Here is a 19,854-nt window from a genome sequence, read left to right as displayed (position 1 = left end):
TGATCAGTTCATGTAAGCAAATCATTCCCTCTTGGTCCCAATCCGATAACTCCCATAAATGAAGGTAATATTCATTTCTACACTTATATACAATCCCTTGGACTTCTTCATATAATTCTTTAAACATAACGTCCCCCTTTCTAGATACAGTCTAACAGATTCAGAAACACTTTTGGCACATTTCCCCCATTCTGTTCTCTACACTGCCTCAACTGCACAAAAAAGAGAGGGCAAGCCTCTCTTTGGGTTATTTTTCATCATTCATTTTTGACTTTACTTCATCATAAGATAATGCATGAGATTCCTCTTCAACTGTTTCAGGCATCTTTCCTGTTTCGTAAAGAGATTTAATTTGTGTACTATCCAATGTTTCGTATTTCAATAATGCTTCTGCAATCAACTTGTGAGCTTCACGATTTGACTGAATAATTTCAGCAGCTTTATTTCGTGCTTCATTCAATAATGAACGAACCTCTTCATCAATTTCATAAGCTGTTTGTTCTGAAATTGATTTTTGAGGACTCTGTGCACCAAACATAGCATGGTTTCCTTCATATTGTACTGGGCCAAGTTTTTCACTCATACCGTACTCTGTAACCATTGCACGCGCCATTTGTGTCGCTTGTTCAAAGTCGTTTGAAGCTCCTGTGGTTTGGACATTAAAGATAATTTCTTCAGCTACACGGCCACCCATTAAACCAGCCAATTGCTCTTTCATATCTTCTTTGGAAAGAAGCATTTGGTCTTCCTTAGGAAGTGCAATCATATAACCACCTGCACGGCCACGTGGTACAATTGTAACCTTATGGACAACACGGGCATTCGACAAGACTAGACCTACAATGGTATGTCCTGCCTCATGGTAAGCAACTAATTCACGTTCTTTTTGTGAAACTGTCTTATCTTTCTTAGAAGGACCAGCAATAACTCTGTCTTCTGCTTCATCAATATCTGAAGCATCAATTATCGATTTATTGCGACGAGCAGCAACTAGAGCCGCTTCATTCAAGACATTCTCTAAATCTGCTCCAACAAAACCTGGGGTTTGTTGGGCCACTAATTTCAAATCTACATCTTCTGCTAAAGGCTTGTTCTTAGCGTGAACTTTCAAGATTGCTTCACGACCTTTAACATCAGGACGGCCAACCAATACTTTTCTATCAAAACGTCCTGGACGCAAAAGGGCAGGATCTAGTACATCTGAACGGTTTGTCGCAGCGATGACGATAATTCCTTCATTTCCCTCAAAACCATCCATCTCAATCAAGAGTTGGTTCAAGGTTTGTTCACGTTCGTCATTTCCTCCGCCAAGACCAACTCCACGTTGACGTCCAACAGCATCAATTTCATCGATAAAGATGATAGCTGGTGCTGCTTTTTTGGCATCTTCAAAAAGAGAACGAACACGACTAGCTCCAACCCCGACAAACATTTCTACAAAGTCAGAACCTGAAATACTAAAGAATGGAACACCTGCTTCTCCGGCGACTGCTTTAGCAAGCAAAGTCTTACCTGTTCCCGGAGGTCCCTCTAGAAGGACACCTGCTGGAATACGGGCTCCAAGTTTTGTAAATCGTTTTGGATCTTTTAAGAATTCAACAACTTCAACTAGTTCTTGTTTTTCTTCCTCAGCTCCAGCAACATCTGAAAATCTTACTTTAATATCTTCTTTATTTGCAGCTTTAGCCTTACTACGTCCAAAACTCATTGGGTTACGGCTATTATTTCCTCCCATATTTCCCATCATAGAAAATAGGAAGAAGAAAAGAATACCGAATGGCACAATGGATACAAGAATATTAATCCACATACCACTTGAACTTTCATGCTTAACAGTTACTTCCGCTTTATGGTCAGAAGCAAGCTTTTGTAATTCTGATACTGTAGTATCTGAAGGAAGAATGATGCTTGAAAATTTCTCTACTGTTGTAGCAGAAGGAGAAAAGAACTGAATGCCTGTTTCTTCTTTACTTGTTTTAGGATTTTTATAAACACCTGAAACTTCGATAACACTACCATTTGGCTGGTAAGTCAATTCTTTTACATTGTCATCGGTAATTTCTTTTACCAGTTCTGTATAATTAATTTGCTCACTTTTCCCTGCAACACTACCTGTACTAAAATACTGGTAACCTGTAACTAGGAAAAAAATAAGTAATAACCATAGAAAAGGATTTTTAATTAAACCATTATTTTGTTTTTTCATTAAAAATTGTTCTTTCTAATTTGAATATACTTCTTCTTTCAATACTCCAACATAAGGAAGGTTACGATAATTTTCTTTGTAGTCTAAACCATAACCTACTACAAACTCATTTGGGATAGTAAAGCAGGTATAGTCTGCCTCAATTTCTACAACACGTCCTTCTGGTTTATCCAACAAGGTTGCAATTTTAACAGAAGCTGCTTCTCTTGCTTTAAACATATCTCGCAAACTCTTCAAAGTTTGACCCGTATCAATGATATCTTCTACAAACAGAACATGTCTTCCTTTGATGTCTTGAGTTACATCTTGCTTGATATTGATGACACCACTACTTGCTGTTCCACCATGGTAACTAGAAACCATCATGAAGTCCATTTCAATATGTGTGTCGATATGTTTAACCAATTCAGCCATAAAAGGAATAGATCCTTTTAAAATCCCAACTAAGATTGGATTTTTTCCTGCATAGTCCTTAGTTAATTGAGCACCTAATTTTTTAGCAGCTTCTGTAATTTCATCGTGTGAAACGAGGATTTTTTTAATATCGTTTTCTAACATTTTTTTACCTATCTATTTTTTCTATATAAAGTACAGTGTTCATTATATCATTTTTCGTGTTTTTACTCAAATTACTGGTCGTAATTCCCAAAATTGAGACAATTTCACCAAATTGCTCAATAATCAGAGCAGATTTTCGCTTTTCCATAGGGATTTTCAAATCAATAAATAGACGTCTGAGTTTTTTTCTATGCCCATTTAGAATCAAAACATCTCCTGTTTTTCGATGACGAATATGTATTGATGTTTCCCGTGAAACAAGTATTTGTTGAATTGATTCACCTTCTAAAGGAAGTCCAAAGGAAAATTTATATCCTTGATAAGATACCTGATTTTGATAGTGTAACACAAGTCCATCTTCCTTTTCATCAGCCTGAGGACTGATTTTACAAATCTTAAACCATTGGTACTCTTTTATCAATTCATAACCATTTTTTAGCGGATGACGATACTGGCTTTTAGTTTTTAAAATCTGCCGAACTTCTTCAAACTGAGCTTTTGTAAGATTCAAATCTGGAAAACGATTCAGATAAGTTTGAAGTAAAACTCTTTGTGTCGACTCAGAGTAAGACAATAGCTGATCTAAATTCTCTACATCAATATTCTTTGATAATTCAGCTATAGCTAAGTCATAATCTAAAATTTCATTGCCGATGCTTAAGATTGCATATCTAAATCGAGGATTTTCTTTTTCTAATTCTGGTAAATAAGAATTTCGAATACGATTGCGAAAATAATGATTTTCCTGATTTGATATATCTTCAAAGTGGAAAATTGGTGGAAAGTCTTTTTTCTGAAAATGCAAGAAGGGCCGAATGATTTCTATCTCTCCGACTACTTGCTTTTCCTTAATTCCTGATAGATAGCGCAAACGAGTGCCTCGAATCAAACGCATCAAAATCGTTTCCACCTGGTCATCAGCATGGTGAGCAGTGACTAAAGCTGTCGCACCTGTCTTTTTCATAACCTCTTGAAAAAAATCATAACGAAAATTTCGAGCACGCGCTTCAGAAAATTCTCCTGAAAAATTGCTGATATAAATAGGAAGCTCTGCTTCAGCAGCCAACTTCCTTAATTCCTGTTCTTCCCAATCTGATTCTACTCTCTGCTTATGATTAACATGAGCTAGAATCAATTCAATTTCTAACTCTTTTTGATACGTAGATAATACCTTAAATAGAAACATAGAATCTAATCCACCAGAAAGAGCTAGCACCACCTTAGTATGCTTTTTGAAATATCCCTTCTTGAGAAAATGATTTAAAAAATCTTGTTCCCTCATTTTAGAACCTCATAAACATCCTTGGCTATCTTAGAAATCGTATCATAATCAGAATTTTTAGTGAAAATAGAAAGAATAAATGGAGAATCTGCATAGACAACACCTGTATCATGCTTAAATTCATCCGCATCTCCAATTTTATGAGCTACTTTAACAGAAACACCTTTGGCAATTCTCTCATTATCAAAATCTGTTTTAGTCAAAGAATCCAATACAAATCCATTTTGGTTATAAATAGCTTCCATGACTTTCCCAGCCATTTTAGAAGAAATCAATTTTTCTTTTGGATCCCAATCATCTCCCATAATAGCAGACGTCTTGGATTTGAATATAGCATCAGATTGATTTGAAATGTAATATCCCAATAGATTATGAGCTACATTATCCGATTCTTTAGATACTTTTGTGATTAAGTCCTTTATAGAATACTCTTTATTATCCTCTTTTTTAGGGAGACTACCACTTCCCTCTGGTTTATAAGAACCTGGAAAATCATTGACTGCTGATACGTATTTTACAGTCGTGTCTAACTGATAAAGACCCTCATTTATTTTTTCTTGCGTATAGTAGAGATAAGGTAATTTTAAAATGCTAGCTGCATACATCTTTTCATCTTGATTGATACCAGCTTCTTTTCCAGTAGTCAGTTGCTTAACATAAATAGAGAAAGAAGCTTTCTGATATTTTTCAGATAATATTTCTTGCACTTTATTCATCCGATTATCTTCTTCAGAAGTTAATTCCTTATCTACCCATCCAACTTGATCAATATGTAGAAATTCTTTCCCTTCTACAAACATGGTCTTATCAATTGAAACTTGCGAATAAGCTGATAAGGATGATTTCACTTCTTTTAAATCATAAGGACTGTTATACAGTTTAAAATCAGATTCTAACCATACTTTTTTTATTGTTGGAGTTACCTCTGACTGATCATATAAAAATCGTTTGTCTGCAGCAATAAATTGATGATTGGATAACTTAAATACTGGAATTCCTTGTTTATTTAAACGCCACTCGGTTATTTGAAAACTTGTTTGGGGAGTCAATTTTCCAGATTCCACTACTAAATCTTCATTCGCATAAACAGGAACCTCTCCATAAACCATGGGAGAACTTAATTTTTCTCTAAAATAAATACCAAAGTCAGATTGTGAAAGGTAATAAATTTCTTTCGAAGTATATACAACTTCTTTTTCTGTGCTAACGACTTTTGAAATAGTCAAAAAACTTGGTAGCAACAAAATAATTAAGAATTTACGCATTCTTCCTTTCCTTTTCTTCTTGTAAACGCAATAGTTGATTTTTATCAGACAACTCTTCTAGTTTTTCATCCGATAGACTCAAAAATTGCTCAATTACGTCTAATAAATTTTCCATTTCATCACCTTGGAAGCAAGTCAGGAATCGTATAAACAGCTTCCCGATTCTTAGAATAATAATATTTTGCACGCATGTATTTAGCAGCGTAATCTTCATCTTTCAACTTTGTAGCAAAAGCTGTCTCTTTCTCCTTTTCCTCACTCAAGGTTTGATACTGAGTTTGCAAGTCTGATAACTGTTGACGTCTTTGGAGTAATTGGTGATAACTTTGAGCAAGATTATAAGTTGGTAAAATGAACAATAAAATCATCAAAATCAGAACCCAACCCATGAAACGATTACGTTTTTGTCGTTCCTTCATCAGATAGCGACGACGTTGATGTTCATTTTGAATAAAAGAATTATTCAATTGTACGATATTTTTAGACATTTTCTTCTACCCGTGTTTCACTGATAATTTCATACATGCCTGCTGCATCTTCTTTTTTTGTACTATCTTTCATCTCCAGTACTTTTACAAGTAGCAACTTATTGCCAAAGCGAATTTCAACTTGGTCATTAACTTTCAAATCCGTTGAACTTTTTGCCAAGATTCCATTTACCTTGATTCTGCCTTTATCCGCTACTTCTTTTGCGACTGTACGACGCTTGATAATTCTTGATACTTTTAAATATTTGTCTAATCTCATTTTTATTACCTCAAATTATTATTGTACCATTTTTCTCCATTTTATAGAAGAAAAATGTTAAAGAGAATTGCCTTCTTTTGACTCTTTTATCTCTAATAAACTTTCTCCAAAAATGAGCAGACCTTCTAAAATTTCATAGTCCTTCTTGTTTCGAACATCAAATACAACTTCCATTAATCCCTTATTCTCAGCTATAGCTGCTTTTAGGTTTGTTGCAGATAAAGCTTTAAAATAATCTTGAGCTAAAAACAGTCGTTGAGTGACTTTTTCAAATTGAACTGTAATCTTATTCTCTTTTCTTTCCACACGTTGAACAAATACCTTATCAAGATAAGACTTAACCAAACCAATCTCTAAAAGATAGGCAACAACATCTGGGTATTCTCCAAAGCGGTCCATCAACTCTTCTTGTAACTCTTCATAATTGACACGGTTGTCAATTTGACGAATTTTCTTGTAAATTTCAATCTTATGTCGTTGGTCAGATATATAAGTATCAGGAAGATAGGCATCAATTTGCAAAATTAATTCGGCATTCCCTTTGGTCCTTGTGTTCCCATTACCATGTCGTTTAGCAATAGCTTCCTCCAATAACTGCGAATACAATTCAAAACCAACAGAATCAATGAAACCAGACTGGGATTTGCCTAAGAGATTTCCTGCTCCACGAATCGAAAGATCTCGCATTGCAATCTTAAATCCAGAACCCAATTCTGTAAATCCTTTGATCGCTTCTAATCTCTTTTCAGAGACTTCACTGATTGATTTTTCTGGGCGATACATGAGATAGGCATAAGCAATACGATTACTACGACCGACTCTTCCTCTTAACTGATACAAGGTCGACAAGCCCATATGGTCCGCATTTTCAATAAATAAAGTATTGGCATTTGGAATGTCCACCCCTGTCTCAATAATGGTAGTCGTCACTAAAATATCATACTGACCTTCAATGAAATCCAGTAGAGTATTTTCTAACTGAATCTCACTCATTTGCCCATGAACATACCCAATCGAAGCCTCTGGAATCAAGTCCTGTAATTCGGAAACCTTCTGATCAATCGTGTCAACTTTATTGTAAAGATAGTAAACTTGACCTCCACGCTCCATTTCACGCAAGACAGCATCACGAATCACACTATCATTCTTTTCTAAAACATAGGTTTGCACTGGATAACGATTAGTCGGCGGAGTTTCAATAACAGACAAATCTCTGATTCCCAGCATAGACATGTGAAGGGTACGAGGAATTGGCGTTGCTGTCAAGGTCAGGACATCTACTTGTTTTTTCAGTTCTTTCAAGGTTTCCTTATGCTTGACACCAAATCGCTGTTCCTCATCAATAATCATCAAGCCCAAATCAGCAAATACAACATCTTTTGACAAAATACGATGTGTTCCAATCAAAATATCAACTTGACCCTTTTTCAATTTTTCAAGTGTTTCAGTCTGCTCTTTTTTACTTCTAAAGCGACTCAATACATCAATATTAACTGCAAAATTTTGGAATCGTTCCTTAAAATTCGTATAGTGCTGTTGCGCTAAAACCGTCGTCGGAACTAGAACGACAACCTGTTTGTGATCATTGACTGCCTTAAAGGCTGCACGCATAGCAACTTCAGTCTTTCCAAAACCAACATCCCCAACTAAAAGTCGATCCATTGGTTGAGAAGCCTGCATATCTCTCTTGATTTCCTCAACACTACGAAGTTGATCATCCGTTTCAACATAAGGGAAGGCATCATCAAAAGCGTGTTGATCCTCATCATCAGCTGAGAAAGCAAAACCCTTCAACTGGCTGCGTTCAGAATAAAGTTTGATTAAATCGTCAGCTATATCCTCTACCTGGTTCTTAACTTTTTGCTTGGCTTTTTTGAAATGACCATCATTTAATTTATTGAGTTTAGGTGCTTTACCGTCACTTGAAACGTATTTGGAAAGTAGATGAATCTGTTCCACGGGTATGGAGATTTGATCCCCATTTTGATACTGCACACTGACATAATCGCGGTGTATCCCTTTGATTTCAATGGTTTCAATTCCTAAATACTGACCAATTCCATGGATATGATGGACAACGTAATCCCCTTTTTCAAGTTCATTGTAATCTTTCAATCTCTCTGCGTTTGAAACATGTTGTCTTCGAAAACGACGTTTCAATTTCTTTTGAAAAATTTCATGCTCTGTAATCAATAGAATTTTTTCATCTACAAAATGAAAGCCATGTCTGAGATTACCCTCGATTAAGTTTACAGATTCTTTACAAATACTTGACTTATCTCTGGAATCCAATTTAATCTGGTATTCCTCTAAAACATCCTCCAATGTTTTACTTCCCATTGAATTGCTAGACTGCAGGATAATAGTATAATCCATTTTTTTGTATCGCTCAATTTCTTCTTTTAGAAAAGAAAATTGATTGAAAAACTCCTGCATAGGATATTGATTAAATTGATAAATTTGGTCAAACTTGAGATTTCCTAACCCCTTTTGCATATTAGAGAAAAAGGTAACCGGACTCTGTTTTTTATAGATTTGCTCTGTATCAGCAAAATACTGCATCTCAGAAAATGCTTTACTGTTCTGTAATTCTTCTGTAAAGTATTGTGCTAATTCTCTTTCAAAGACTTCATACTGATTCATTAATTTCTGATAATCATCAAAGAATACTGGGGTATCTTTTTCAATATAGTCAAAAACAGTCCATGTCTTGTCATAACACAAAGATAAAAACTTTCTAGAATCTAAATGAATTTGTTTTTGATGAAAACTTGAAAGAATTTCTTCTAAGTATGATTTTAAAATAGGTGATAAGGTCTTTGAAATTTGTTTTTCTAAAGCTGACTGACCTCGTTGATAATCCTTTTCTCTCAAAAGCATATCACTAGCTGGAAAGATGGTGAGTTCTGTCTGATTTTCTTTCGATAATTGTGTTTCGACTTCAAATGACCTAATACCATCGACTTCATCACCAAAAAACTCAATTCGGCAAGGTTCTAACTGAGATATTTCAAAAATATCTAAAATATCTCCTCGCAGACTAAATTCGCCCTGAGTTTGTACTTGAGTAACTTTTCGATAGCCTACCTCTTTTAACTGATGGATAAGTGCATGTTGGTCATATTCTTCACCAACTGAGATTTTTATAATACTATCTTTGAATACATTGGGAGACGGTAAAATCAATCGGCTTGCTGCGATATTACAAACTAAAATCCCTTTCTTAGATGAATCAGTCAAAAAACGCAAGGCTTCAACCCGTGAAATGATTTTTTCTTGTGAAGACATCAAAAACTCGACCATAGGGGAGTCATCTACCAAAAATGGATAGACAAGTTCCTCATCCAAGATAGAGATAAGATCACTAACAAGTCCTTCTGCTTCTCCATAAGTTGACGTCAACAACACAATCTTATCTTCTTTTTCTAGACTACTTGCAATTGCAAGAGCCTTAGTAGACGTTGATAAACCAAGTATTAGTTGTCTTTTCTTATCTGTCAGATTTTGATGCCATTTTTTAATCTGATTATTTTCTGAGAATAAATCTAATAAGGTCACCATTTATCCGTTATACCTCTGCATTGTTTTCTCAAAGTTTTTCTCTTGTAAATAATAGTTTACAGCATCGTCAACTTTGTCAATAGACTGTAAAATGCCGATATAATCATCCTTGTCAAACTTACTCAAAACATGGTTAACAACTGACATGCCATTTTTAGGTCTTCCGATTCCAATCTTAACACGATTAAAGGTTTGGGTTCCAATATGTTGAATAATAGACTTGATACCATTATGACCACCTGCTGAACCTTTTGCTCTTAAACGAATTTTCCCAACTTCCATGTCAAGGTCATCGTAAATAACGAGTAAATCTTCAATATCCAAACCATAATAAGTCAATAAAGCATGGACTGCTTTTCCACTTTCATTCATAAATGTCATTGGTTTGACCAGATAAATTTTTTCTCCATTTAGGAAAAAGGATGCTAGGTCAGCTTGAAATATCTTATCGTGTGTAAATGTGACATTCTGTTTTTTCGCTAGTTGGTCAATCAACATAAAACCAACATTGTGTTTTGTTTCAAAATATTTATCCCCTGGATTTCCTAATCCTACAAGTAATTTGGTCATTTATTTTTCCTTTCAAAAGCCAAAAGGGTTGGAATTTTTTTCCAACCTAATTGACACTATTTATTAAATTTCTTATACATTAAAGCGGAATTCCATGATATCGCCATCTTGAACGATATATTCTTTTCCTTCTTCACGCAAACGTCCAGCTTCTTTTACGGCCTTTTCAGATCCGTATTTCACTAGATCCTCATATGACATGGTTACTGCACGAATAAATCCTTTTTCAAAGTCTGAGTGGATAATCCCAGCTGCTTGAGGAGCCTTCATACCACGTTTGAAGGTCCAAGCGCGAACTTCTTTTTCACCAGCTGTGAAGTAAGTTCCTAGTCCAAGTAAGTGGTAAGCTGCACGAGTCAACTTGTCAACGCCTGATTCTGTCAAACCAAGTGCTTCAAGAAACTCTTGCTTGTCTTCTTCGTCTAACTCAGAAATTTCCTCCTCAGCACGCGCAGAAATAACGACTACTTCAGCATTTTCTGTTGCTGCGAATTCACGAATTTGTTTAACATAGTCGATAGAGTCAGGTTCTGAAACCACATCCTCGTCCACATTAGCAACATAGAGCACTGGTTTAGTTGTCAACAGGAAGAGACCTTTGACAACCTTTTGTTCCTCATCTGTGAATTCAATGGTACGTGCTGATTTTCCATCTTCAAGGACTGGTTTAATCTTTTGAAGAACATTAAACTCTGCTACTGATTCTTTATCTTTTTGCGTACGTGCCATCTTTTCTACACGCGCATAACGCTTATTAACTGACTCTAAGTCAGCAAGAATCAATTCTAGGTTAATGGTGTCAATATCCGCAAGTGGATCCACAAAGGCATCTTCACGTCCTTGCTCGCGCATGACATTTTCATCATCAAAAGCACGAACTACGTGAACAATCGCATCTACTTCACGGATGTTGGCCAAGAATTTATTCCCTAGCCCTTCTCCTTTTGAAGCTCCTTTTACAATCCCTGCGATATCTGTAAATTCAAAAGTTGTTGGAACTGTCTTTTTAGGAGTAATCATTTCAGTTAGTTTTTGGAGGCGTTCATCTGGAACTTCTACCATTCCAACGTTTGGATCAATCGTCGCAAATGGGTAGTTTGCTGCCTCTGCTCCTGCTTTTGTAATTGCATTAAATAGTGTTGATTTACCAACGTTTGGCAAACCAACGATACCTGCTGTTAAAGCCATATTTTCTCATTCTCCGTTTTCATTTCAATCCCTAATATTATAACACAAAAAGGGAAAACTTGCTAACCCTCTAACTAAGGGTTCTCAGTCAATAATTTTATTCATTTTTCGATCAAAATCATAGCGTCCCATCATAACAATATGTTCACAATTACTGCATTTGATTTTGATATCTGCTCCAACACGTGTAATTTCCCAACGATTTGCTTTTTTACCAGTTGACTTGATTGTACAAGCGTGTGGTTTTTTCATCTCAACAAAATTTCCAACTTGATACATACTACTCTCCTTTTCTTTTTTGATTATATCATAAAAGAGGCGAGCTAGGCTCAACCTCTTTCACTTAATTTGTACGAACTGGGGTGATAAGTTGCATGAAGTCCTCTTCAGTATCAGCTGGCACAAGAGTAAATGGACGAACAGCTGAGATAAAGCTAATGGTCACCTTTTCGCTATTTAAAGCCTTGAGGGAATCAATCAAGTAAGTTGGGTTGAAACTAATGGTCAAATCTTCACCAGTCACCTGATCAGTATCGATTTCTTCGTTTACTTTACCAACTTCTGGAGAATGAACATGGGCGCTAACAACCCCATCTTTAATTTCAAGTTTCACAGTACCATTTTGAGTCGCACTTGATAAAAGACGAGCACGCTCCATTGACTGGCGTAAGTTTACCACATCAAAAGTAATAGTAGTGTTAAAGTCTGTTGGAATCAAACGATCTGTATCAGGATAGTTTCCTTCGAGGAGACGAGTGTAGAAGCTAATATTTTCGCTTCTAAAGAGGATTTGATTATTGGCAAAGAAAATCTCGACAGTTTCAATATCATCTGTAAATACCGCTGAAAATTCGCGTAGAGAACGGCTAGGAATGACAACATCAAAATCATCACTATTTTTCTCAAGCGTTAATTTTTTCTGGCTTAGGCGATGAGAGTCTGTTGCAACTGTTTTTAGCTCCTTGTGTTGACTCAATACAAAATGAACACCTGTCAAAATTGGACGACTTTCTTGTGTACTTGCTGCAAAAGCTGTTTCATTGATAATTTTCTTGAGTAATTTTGTTTCAAGAACCAAAGGAGTACTTGCTGAAATTTCTTGGATTCGTGGATATTGTTCGCTATCTTTTCCTTTGAGGGTAATTTCTGATTTGCCGCTGGTTAAAACAATTTGATTTTGTTCAATTTCTTTAAAATCAAGAGTCACATCAGGTAGACTAGATACCACATTGATAAAGAAGGAAGCTTCAAGAAGGATCGAACCTAAAGAAGTAATTAACAAACCAGCATCTTCATTTTTTTGAGAAATAAAATTTTCAATTGAAATTTGACCATTTGAACCAATTAAAGTAACACCTTCATTAGTCACATCAATTTTTACGGTTGATAAAATAGGAATGGCATTTTTAGAGCTTATAGCTCTCTTAGTAGTATTTAAGGCTTGTAGAAATAAATTTTTATTAATTGAAAAATGAATCATGGATTCTCCTTTATTTATTTTTGGTATTAGAAGGATAATAGTAATAATAGAGTCTGTGAAATCTGTGGAAAACAGACTTTAAACAAGTCATATCAAGTTTTTTGGCTTGTTTAAAAAATGTGGATAAAAAAGATAAAAAAGCAAAAGTTATCCACAAGTTATTTTATTTTCTTTTTGATTGATTCAATTTCTAAACGTAAATTATCGTCTTCGTCAATCAAAGATTTAATTTTTGCATGGGCGTGAATGACTGTTGTATGATCTTTTCCACCAAATTCCTTCCCAATTTTTGGAAGACTATTATCTGTTAGTTCTCTAGATAAATACATGGCTACTTGACGGGCCAAAACAATATTTTGAAGGCGTCTGCTTCCCTTCATTTCTTTGACACTAACACCATAGAAGTTCCCTACTTCATTTTGGATTTTATCAATTGGGATGACGAGCATTTGGTTAACATCTTGTTTACGTGCTCTAATAGCCTCTGCAGCGATATCGATAGTGATATCCTTAATCTTCTTCACTCTGGCAATTAAAGTGATGTCGTTAATTGCTCCTTCAAGTTCTCTAACGTTTGAATCAAATTGGCCAGCTAGGTATTCTAGGGTATCACTTTGGAAATTGTAGTCCAAATGTTCTGTTTTGCTTTGTAAAATGGCAATACGTGTCTCAAAGTCAGGTGGTGTGATGTTTTGCGTCAAGCCCCAGCTAAAGCGCGTGACAAGTCTTTCTTCAAGTCCCTCTAAGTGTTTAGGACTACGATCACTAGTCAGAACAATTTGTTTTTGATTGCTATGAAGAACGTTGAAAGTATTGAAAAATTCTTCCTGAGTTGCAACTTTTTTTCCACTCAGTGATTGGATATCATCAATTAACAAGAGATCAAGGCTACGGTAAGTTTTTTTGAACTTTTCCATTTCACCAAGTCTCAGGTGTTCAAGAAAGTCGTTGATAAAGCTTTCAGCAGGAATGTACTTCACACGCGCATCAGGAATATTTTTCAAAATCTCATTCCCAATGGCATTGAGTAAGTGAGTCTTCCCAAGCCCAGGTCCTCCATAGATAAAAAGAGGATTATAGGTCAAGGCCAAATCTTCAGAGACAGCCAAAGCGGCTGATACTGCCCAAACATTTCCATCTCCTTGGATAAAATTATCAAAGGTATACTTTTCTTTTAATCCAGTATCCGAATAAGGAATAGATGCTAACTTTGGACTATAGTCATAAAGAGTTGAATTTGTAGCTTCTTCAACTTGTGAAATAGTCGTATCTTGAGGCTTGGTGAAAATATAGTGGGGAGTTATTTCAGCATCATAAATTTCAAAACCAGCTACTACAATGATATCTTTTAGTTGTTTTTCCCAGACCATTTCCATTTCAGATCGTGGTAAAAATATAGTGGCAACATTTTCCTCTACCTTAATGAGTTCAGCTTGAATAGCGTAGAAATCATACATGGATCGAGTTAATCTTTCTTGAGCAAATTCTAATATACGATTCCAAAATTGTTTTTCTTTCAATCCATTCTCCTCCTTTACTATTTAAAAGTTTAATGTTAGACTTATTTTACCATAGATAGCAAGAATTTTCCACAAGCTGTGAAAATTAATCCACAATGTTATCAAGTTTTATCCACAGGTTGGGGATAAAATCAGAAACTATTGATTTATTAAGCTTTTTATTAAAAAAAAGAGTGGATAACATTGTGAGATAAAAAAATAAAAGAACAGCCTTATTTCAGGCTGTTGATAATTCTACTGTATTCTTCTTGATTTGAGAAAGCAATAATGATTTTTCCGCTATCTTTTTTAGACAGTTTGATTTCTACATCTAATCCGAGTAGTTTTTTTAACTGTTCTTCTTCATTTTGTATGAAATGATTCGTTTTTTGAAGTTTCTTTTGTTTTTTCTCTGTCAGAAGAGCTTCTAACTTCCTTACAGAAATGTCTTCCTCTATAATTCGTTGAAAGAAATAGTCTTGTTGTTCCTTATTCAACCCAACTAGAGAACGCGCATGAGCTTGTGATAGTTTGCCATTTTCTACTTCTGAGATAATCTGTTCTGGTAAGGAAAGCAAACGAATGGAGTTGCTGATATATGGACGAGACTTGCCCATTTTATCTGCAATTTCAGCATGGGTAAATCCTTTCTCTACAAGAGATTCATAGGCGCGTGCTTCTTCTATTGGATTTAAATTTTCTCTTTGTAAATTTTCAATGATGGACTGGACCATCATCTCTTGGTCTGAAAGTTGTTTAACAACAGCTGGGATAGACGTTAGACCAGCTAAAAGTGAAGCGCGATAGCGTCTCTCTCCTGCAAGGATTTCATAACCAATAACAGGAGATTGACGAACAATAATCGGTTGAATGACCCCATTTTCTTTGATAGACTGTGCTAGTTCATGTAGTTTTTCTCCATCAAATTCTTTTCGAGGTTGATAGGGATTTTTTTGTATATCTGTGATAGAAATCATTTCAAATTTTTCCATGATTATACACTAACACATCTTTTCTCTTATGTAAAGCTTTCTTTACATAGATGTCAATTAAGATTCTAAATCACCTGAACTCTTGTCAAGTTTAATAGATGTAGTTTCTTCTTTACCGTTACGATAGTAAGTTATCTTAATGGTGTCTCCGATAGAATGATTGTAAAGAGCGCTTTGTAAGTCTGTTGATGAAGCAATGTCTTTGTCATCTACTTTTGTAATAACATCGTATTTTTCAAGGTGACCATTTGCAGGCATATTACTTTGCACCGAACGAACAACTACACCAGATGTTACATTGGTTGGAATATTCAGTCTTCTAATATCACTTGTATTAATATTTGAGAGATTGACCATTTGAATTCCCAAAGCTGGACGAGTCACTTTACCGTTCTTTTCTAATTGTTCAATAATATTGATAGCATCATTTGCAGGGATTGCAAAACCAAGACCTTCTACAGATGTTCCTCCATTTGTGGCAATTTTACTTGAGGTAATTCCGATAACCTGTCCTTGAATATTGATTAGTGGGCCACCAGAGTTACCTGGGTTAATAGCAGTATCAGTTTGGATAGCTTTTGTAGAAATGGCTTGTCCATCTTCAGATTTTAAAGATACATTTCGATTGAGACTAGATATGATACCTTGAGTGACAGTATTAGCATATTCAGAACCTAACGGGCTACCGATAGCAATAGCAGTTTCTCCTACGGTTAACTGACTAGAATCACCAAATTCCGCTACTGTTGTCACTTTTTCTGAAGATATTTTGACGACAGCAATATCAGAGAAAGTGTCAGCTCCGACGATTTCTCCAGGTACCTTAGTTCCATCTGACAAACGAATATCTACTTTGCTGGCACCATTTATAACGTGATTGTTGGTGACAATATAAGCTTCTTTGTCATTCTTTTTATAAATAACCCCAGATCCTTCACTAGAGATTTGCTGAGAATCTGTATCTGTATCATCATTGCCAAATACGCTATTTTGTCTGTTAGCTGAATAAGTAATAACAGAAACAACAGCGTCTTTTACTTTGTTAACAGCCTGTGTTGTTGAATTTTCGTTCTTATAGGCAGTCTGTGTAATAGTACTATTGTTGTTGGAGTTACTTACAGTACTTTTCTGAGTTAGTTGGTTTATTGAAAAACTCCCCAAGGCTCCACTAATAAAGCTAATGACGATAACGACTAATAATTGAAACCATTTTTTGTAAAATGTTTTGAGATGTTTCATATTTGCCTCCATATGTTTTAAATTAATGAAAGTATAAACTGACTAGCTTAATTATAACTTAAAAATAAAAGTTTTTCACAGATTGTGGATAACTTTCAAAAATCTGTGGTTTTCTCGGCTAAAATTAACCTTTTATTTTGTGAATAAGATGTGAAAAAATAGAGAATATGTTAGAATAGAGTCATGAAAATTAAAGTTGTAACAGTTGGGAAACTGAAAGAAAAGTATTTAAAAGATGGTATCGCAGAGTATTCAAAACGAATTTCTCGATTTGCTAAGCTTGAAATGATTGAGCTAGCAGATGAAAAAACACCAGATAGGGCCAGTGAGTCAGAAAATCAAAAGATTTTAGAAATAGAAGGTCAGAGAATTTTATCAAAAGTTGGTGACCGTGATTTTGTTATTGCGTTGGCTATCGAAGGGAGAACTTTCTCCTCAGAAGAATTTAGTAAGCAGCTAGAAGAAGCTTCTATAAAAGGATTTTCTACTCTTACCTTTATTATTGGAGGGAGTCTGGGGTTAGCACAGGATGTAAAAAAAAGAGCCAATCTTTCTGTTAGTTTTGGTCGCTTAACCTTGCCTCATCAGTTAATGAGACTAGTCCTTGTTGAACAAATCTATCGGGCTTTTACGATTCAGCAGGGATCACCCTATCATAAATAGAAAATTGACTTTCAATTGGATTTTTGGTAGAATAGCTGTATTAGGTCTCATAGCTCAGCTGGATAGAGCATTCGCCTTCTAAGCGAACGGTCGCAGGTTCGAATCCTGCTGGGATCAATATAGTAGCAAAGCTGGGAATTTTCCCGGCTTTTTTCTTAAAAAAGTACACTTGGGGAGAAAAAAATGACAGTTGAGAGAATTTTATCTACAATGAAATTCCATTTTGTATAATAGTTTTTGTAAGTTAGCTTACAGGAAAAAACACTTTAGGAGATTTTATTATGAAAAACACAGTTAAATTGGAACAGTTTGTAGCCTTGAAGGAAAAAGACTTGCAGGAGATTCGAGGTGGGGAAACTAGAAAAACAATTAATAGTTTACTTAATCTCTTCAAAAGAAGATAAGGGAGTAGAATAATGGATTTTTTCTTATTAGTAGATTTGATATTATATGTTTTTATTATTAGTCAAAGTTACCGTTTAATTTGTAAAAGGCAAATAAAAACAAAGGAATTATGCTTTTTTGGTGGTTATACATTACTAGTAGGAACAGTACTTGACCTTCCTTTTTATCTTCTATACTTAGAGGGGTTAGGGATTGGAACATTTTTATTTCCTTTGATGCTATATTTCTATTTTAAATGTATTAAACAGTATAAGAGGGATAGAGGACTATTCCTAAGTTTACTAATATCTCTTTTATATGAGAGCACTCATACCTTTCTGTCTGTAACTTTCTCCTCTCTAACAGGAGACAATTTTGTTTTACAATATTATGGCCTATTCTTTTTAGTTGTAACGGTGTTGACTTATCTCGTTATCGTAACAATCATTCGTTATTTCCATTTGGAACTAAACTATTTTGACAAAGATTATCTCTATCCTTTCTTGAAAAAAGTCTTTTTTGCTTTACTACTTCTACATATTGTATCTTTCATTTCAGATATGGTAAGTACGATTAAACATTTGAATAGTTTTGGAAGTATTTTATCATCTATTGTCTTTATCTCTTTACTTTTGACTTTCTTTGCAATGAATTCTCATAAAGAACAAATGGAGAAAGAGATTGCTTTGAAGCAGAAGAAATTTGAACAGAAACATTTACAAAACTACACAGATGAAATTGTTGCTTTGTATAATGAAATACGTGGGTTTAGACATGACTACGCTGGGATGCTTGTCAGCATGCAGATGGCAATTGACAGTGGTAATTTACAGGAAATTGACAGAGTTTACAATGAAGTTTTGGTTAAAGCTAATGACAAACTCCGTTCAGATAAGTATACTTACTTTGATTTGAACAACATAGAAGATTCAGCTTTACGAAGTTTGGTTGCTCAGTCAATTGTTTATGCTCGAAATAATGGTGTAGAGTTTACACTGGAAGTAAAAGATACGATTACTAAGCTCCCAATTGAACTATTGGATTTGGTTCGTATCATGAGCGTTTTATTGAACAATGCTGTCGAAGGATCGGCTGATAGTTATAAAAAGCAGATGGAAGTAGCAGTTATTAAGATGGAAACTGAAACAGTTATTGTGATTCAGAATTCATGTAAAATGACGATGACTCCTTCAGGAGATCTATTTGCTTTAGGATTCTCCACTAAGGGAAGAAATCGTGGAGTCGGATTAAATAATGTGAAAGAACTACTGGATAAGTATAACAATATTATTTTAGAAACAGAGATGGAAGGCAGTACATTTAGACAAATCATTAGATTTAAGAGGGAATTTGAATGAAAGTTTTAATTTTAGAAGATGTTATTGAACATCAAGTGAGACTAGAGAGAATATTGGATGAAATTTCGAAAGAATCGAATATTCCAATATCATACAAGACAACAGGAAAAGTCCGTGAGTTTAAGGAATATATCGAAAATGATGAAGTAAACCAGCTTTATTTTCTAGATATTGATATTCATGGAATTGAGAAAAAAGGGTTTGAAGTTGCTCAGTTTATTCGTCATCACAATCCTTATGCTATTATCGTCTTTATCACCAGTCGATCAGAGTTTGCGACTCTAACCTATAAATACCAGGTATCAGCCTTAGATTTTGTTGATAAGGATATCAATGATGAGTTGTTTAAGAAGAGAATTGAGCAAAATATCTTCTACACGAAGAGTATGTTACTTGAAAATGAAGATGTGGTAGATTATTTTGACTACAATTACAAGGGAAATGATTTAAAAATTCCTTACCATGACATTCTATATATTGAAACGACAGGAGTTTCTCATAAATTGCGCATTATTGGTAAAAATTTTGCAAAAGAGTTTTACGGTACCATGACAGATATTCAGGAAAAGGACAAACATACTCAGCGATTTTATTCTCCTCACAAGTCATTTTTGGTAAATATAGGGAATATCAGAGAAATTGATCGAAAAAACTTAGAAATTGTTTTCTATGAAGACCATCGTTGTCCTATTTCAAGATTAAAAATTAGAAAATTAAAAGATATTCTAGAGAAAAAATCTCAAAAGTGATTGACAATTAGTAAGAAATTGATATAATGGTTATATCTGCTACAGATAGAAGGTCCGTTGGTCAAGGGGTTAAGACACCGCCTTTTCACGGCGGTAACACGGGTTCGAATCCC

General features: G+C 34.9%; 19 protein-coding genes, 1 tRNA gene and 1 pseudogene. 5 read left to right on the top strand and 16 right to left on the bottom strand.

All coding sequences use genetic code 11. The features are described from left to right. From ADH52_RS10735 to ADH52_RS00530, 16 genes and pseudogenes are all read right to left on the bottom strand, one after another. Nucleotides 1–127 (bottom strand): annotated as a pseudogene (locus ADH52_RS10735) (sigma-70 family RNA polymerase sigma factor); the annotation flags it as partial. 120 nt (nucleotides 128–247) lie between these two features. Continuing rightward, nucleotides 248–2,206, bottom strand: coding sequence for an ATP-dependent zinc metalloprotease FtsH (ftsH, locus tag ADH52_RS00600; protein WP_049509412.1), 1,959 nt, complete (start codon nucleotides 2,204–2,206; stop codon nucleotides 248–250). Between the two features lie 15 nt (nucleotides 2,207–2,221). Continuing rightward, a complete protein-coding gene (gene hpt / locus ADH52_RS00595) occupies nucleotides 2,222–2,764 on the bottom strand; it encodes a hypoxanthine phosphoribosyltransferase (RefSeq protein WP_000892178.1) in 543 nt (180 codons plus the stop codon). Nucleotides 2,765–2,768: 4 nt separating this feature from the next. Further along, nucleotides 2,769–4,046, bottom strand: coding sequence for a tRNA lysidine(34) synthetase TilS (gene tilS, locus ADH52_RS00590; protein WP_049509411.1), 1,278 nt, complete (start codon nucleotides 4,044–4,046; stop codon nucleotides 2,769–2,771). Next, nucleotides 4,043–5,311 carry a serine hydrolase gene (locus ADH52_RS00585; RefSeq protein ID WP_049509409.1) on the bottom strand — a complete coding sequence of 423 codons (1,269 nt, stop codon included), beginning with the start codon at nucleotides 5,309–5,311 and terminating at the stop codon, nucleotides 4,043–4,045. Before ADH52_RS00585 ends, tilS begins: the two co-directional genes overlap by 4 nt. Then, nucleotides 5,304–5,426: an SP_0009 family protein gene (locus ADH52_RS11725; protein WP_020902316.1), complete on the bottom strand. Its 123-nt coding sequence runs from the start codon at nucleotides 5,424–5,426 to the stop codon at nucleotides 5,304–5,306. Before ADH52_RS11725 ends, ADH52_RS00585 begins: the two co-directional genes overlap by 8 nt. Nucleotides 5,427–5,430: 4 nt before the next feature. Next, a complete protein-coding gene (locus tag ADH52_RS00575; protein WP_000041905.1) occupies nucleotides 5,431–5,799 on the bottom strand; it encodes a septum formation initiator family protein in 369 nt (122 codons plus the stop codon). Beyond that, the gene (locus ADH52_RS00570; protein WP_001234978.1) at nucleotides 5,792–6,058 is read right to left on the bottom strand and encodes an RNA-binding S4 domain-containing protein; all 267 of its coding nucleotides are present in this window, start codon (nucleotides 6,056–6,058) and stop codon (nucleotides 5,792–5,794) included. Before ADH52_RS00570 ends, ADH52_RS00575 begins: the two co-directional genes overlap by 8 nt. A 57-nt stretch (nucleotides 6,059–6,115) precedes the next feature. After that, nucleotides 6,116–9,619, bottom strand: coding sequence for a transcription-repair coupling factor (gene mfd, locus ADH52_RS00565; protein ID WP_049509407.1), 3,504 nt, complete (start codon nucleotides 9,617–9,619; stop codon nucleotides 6,116–6,118). Then, complete coding sequence (gene pth, locus ADH52_RS00560; RefSeq protein ID WP_049493193.1) at nucleotides 9,620–10,189, bottom strand: aminoacyl-tRNA hydrolase; 570 nt, start codon at nucleotides 10,187–10,189, stop codon at nucleotides 9,620–9,622. A 72-nt stretch (nucleotides 10,190–10,261) separates the two neighbouring features. Next, nucleotides 10,262–11,377, bottom strand: coding sequence for a redox-regulated ATPase YchF (gene ychF / locus ADH52_RS00555; RefSeq protein ID WP_001218713.1), 1,116 nt, complete (start codon nucleotides 11,375–11,377; stop codon nucleotides 10,262–10,264). 84 nt (nucleotides 11,378–11,461) lie between these two features. Beyond that, a complete protein-coding gene (locus tag ADH52_RS00550) occupies nucleotides 11,462–11,656 on the bottom strand; it encodes a DUF951 domain-containing protein (protein WP_049486821.1) in 195 nt (64 codons plus the stop codon). Nucleotides 11,657–11,720: 64 nt separating this feature from the next. Next, the gene (gene dnaN / locus ADH52_RS00545) at nucleotides 11,721–12,857 is read right to left on the bottom strand and encodes a DNA polymerase III subunit beta (protein ID WP_049486822.1); all 1,137 of its coding nucleotides are present in this window, start codon (nucleotides 12,855–12,857) and stop codon (nucleotides 11,721–11,723) included. A 158-nt stretch (nucleotides 12,858–13,015) separates the two neighbouring features. Next, nucleotides 13,016–14,377: a chromosomal replication initiator protein DnaA gene (gene dnaA / locus ADH52_RS00540; RefSeq protein WP_042751909.1), complete on the bottom strand. Its 1,362-nt coding sequence runs from the start codon at nucleotides 14,375–14,377 to the stop codon at nucleotides 13,016–13,018. A 212-nt stretch (nucleotides 14,378–14,589) separates the two neighbouring features. Continuing rightward, nucleotides 14,590–15,348 (bottom strand): ParB/RepB/Spo0J family partition protein, encoded by a 759-nt coding sequence (locus tag ADH52_RS00535; protein WP_049509403.1) that lies wholly within the window; start codon nucleotides 15,346–15,348, stop codon nucleotides 14,590–14,592. 57 nt (nucleotides 15,349–15,405) lie between these two features. Next, a complete protein-coding gene (locus tag ADH52_RS00530; protein ID WP_049509400.1) occupies nucleotides 15,406–16,587 on the bottom strand; it encodes a S1C family serine protease in 1,182 nt (393 codons plus the stop codon). 183 nt (nucleotides 16,588–16,770) lie between these two features. Between ADH52_RS00530 and rlmH the strand changes: the two genes are divergently transcribed. The 5 genes from rlmH (at nucleotide 16,771) to comE (ending at nucleotide 19,741) form a co-directional block, all read left to right on the top strand. Further along, nucleotides 16,771–17,250 carry a 23S rRNA (pseudouridine(1915)-N(3))-methyltransferase RlmH gene (gene rlmH / locus ADH52_RS00525; protein WP_004269820.1) on the top strand — a complete coding sequence of 160 codons (480 nt, stop codon included), beginning with the start codon at nucleotides 16,771–16,773 and terminating at the stop codon, nucleotides 17,248–17,250. Nucleotides 17,251–17,293: 43 nt separating this feature from the next. After that, nucleotides 17,294–17,367 (top strand) — tRNA-Arg (locus ADH52_RS00520). A 164-nt stretch (nucleotides 17,368–17,531) separates the two neighbouring features. Then, nucleotides 17,532–17,654, top strand: coding sequence for a competence-stimulating peptide ComC (gene comC, locus ADH52_RS00515; protein WP_020902306.1), 123 nt, complete (start codon nucleotides 17,532–17,534; stop codon nucleotides 17,652–17,654). 12 nt (nucleotides 17,655–17,666) lie between these two features. Continuing rightward, nucleotides 17,667–18,992, top strand: coding sequence for a competence system sensor histidine kinase ComD (gene comD, locus ADH52_RS00510; protein WP_049509396.1), 1,326 nt, complete (start codon nucleotides 17,667–17,669; stop codon nucleotides 18,990–18,992). Beyond that, nucleotides 18,989–19,741 (top strand): competence system response regulator transcription factor ComE, encoded by a 753-nt coding sequence (gene comE, locus ADH52_RS00505; protein WP_000866073.1) that lies wholly within the window; start codon nucleotides 18,989–18,991, stop codon nucleotides 19,739–19,741. Before comD ends, comE begins: the two co-directional genes overlap by 4 nt. The last annotated feature ends 113 nt before the right edge of the window (nucleotides 19,742–19,854 follow it).

The organism is Streptococcus pseudopneumoniae (assembly GCF_001072665.1).
Classification (GTDB): Bacteria; Bacillota; Bacilli; order Lactobacillales; family Streptococcaceae; genus Streptococcus; species Streptococcus pseudopneumoniae_S.
Note: the sequence above shows the minus strand (reverse complement) of the source record. Positions and strands in the feature narration are given on the sequence as shown.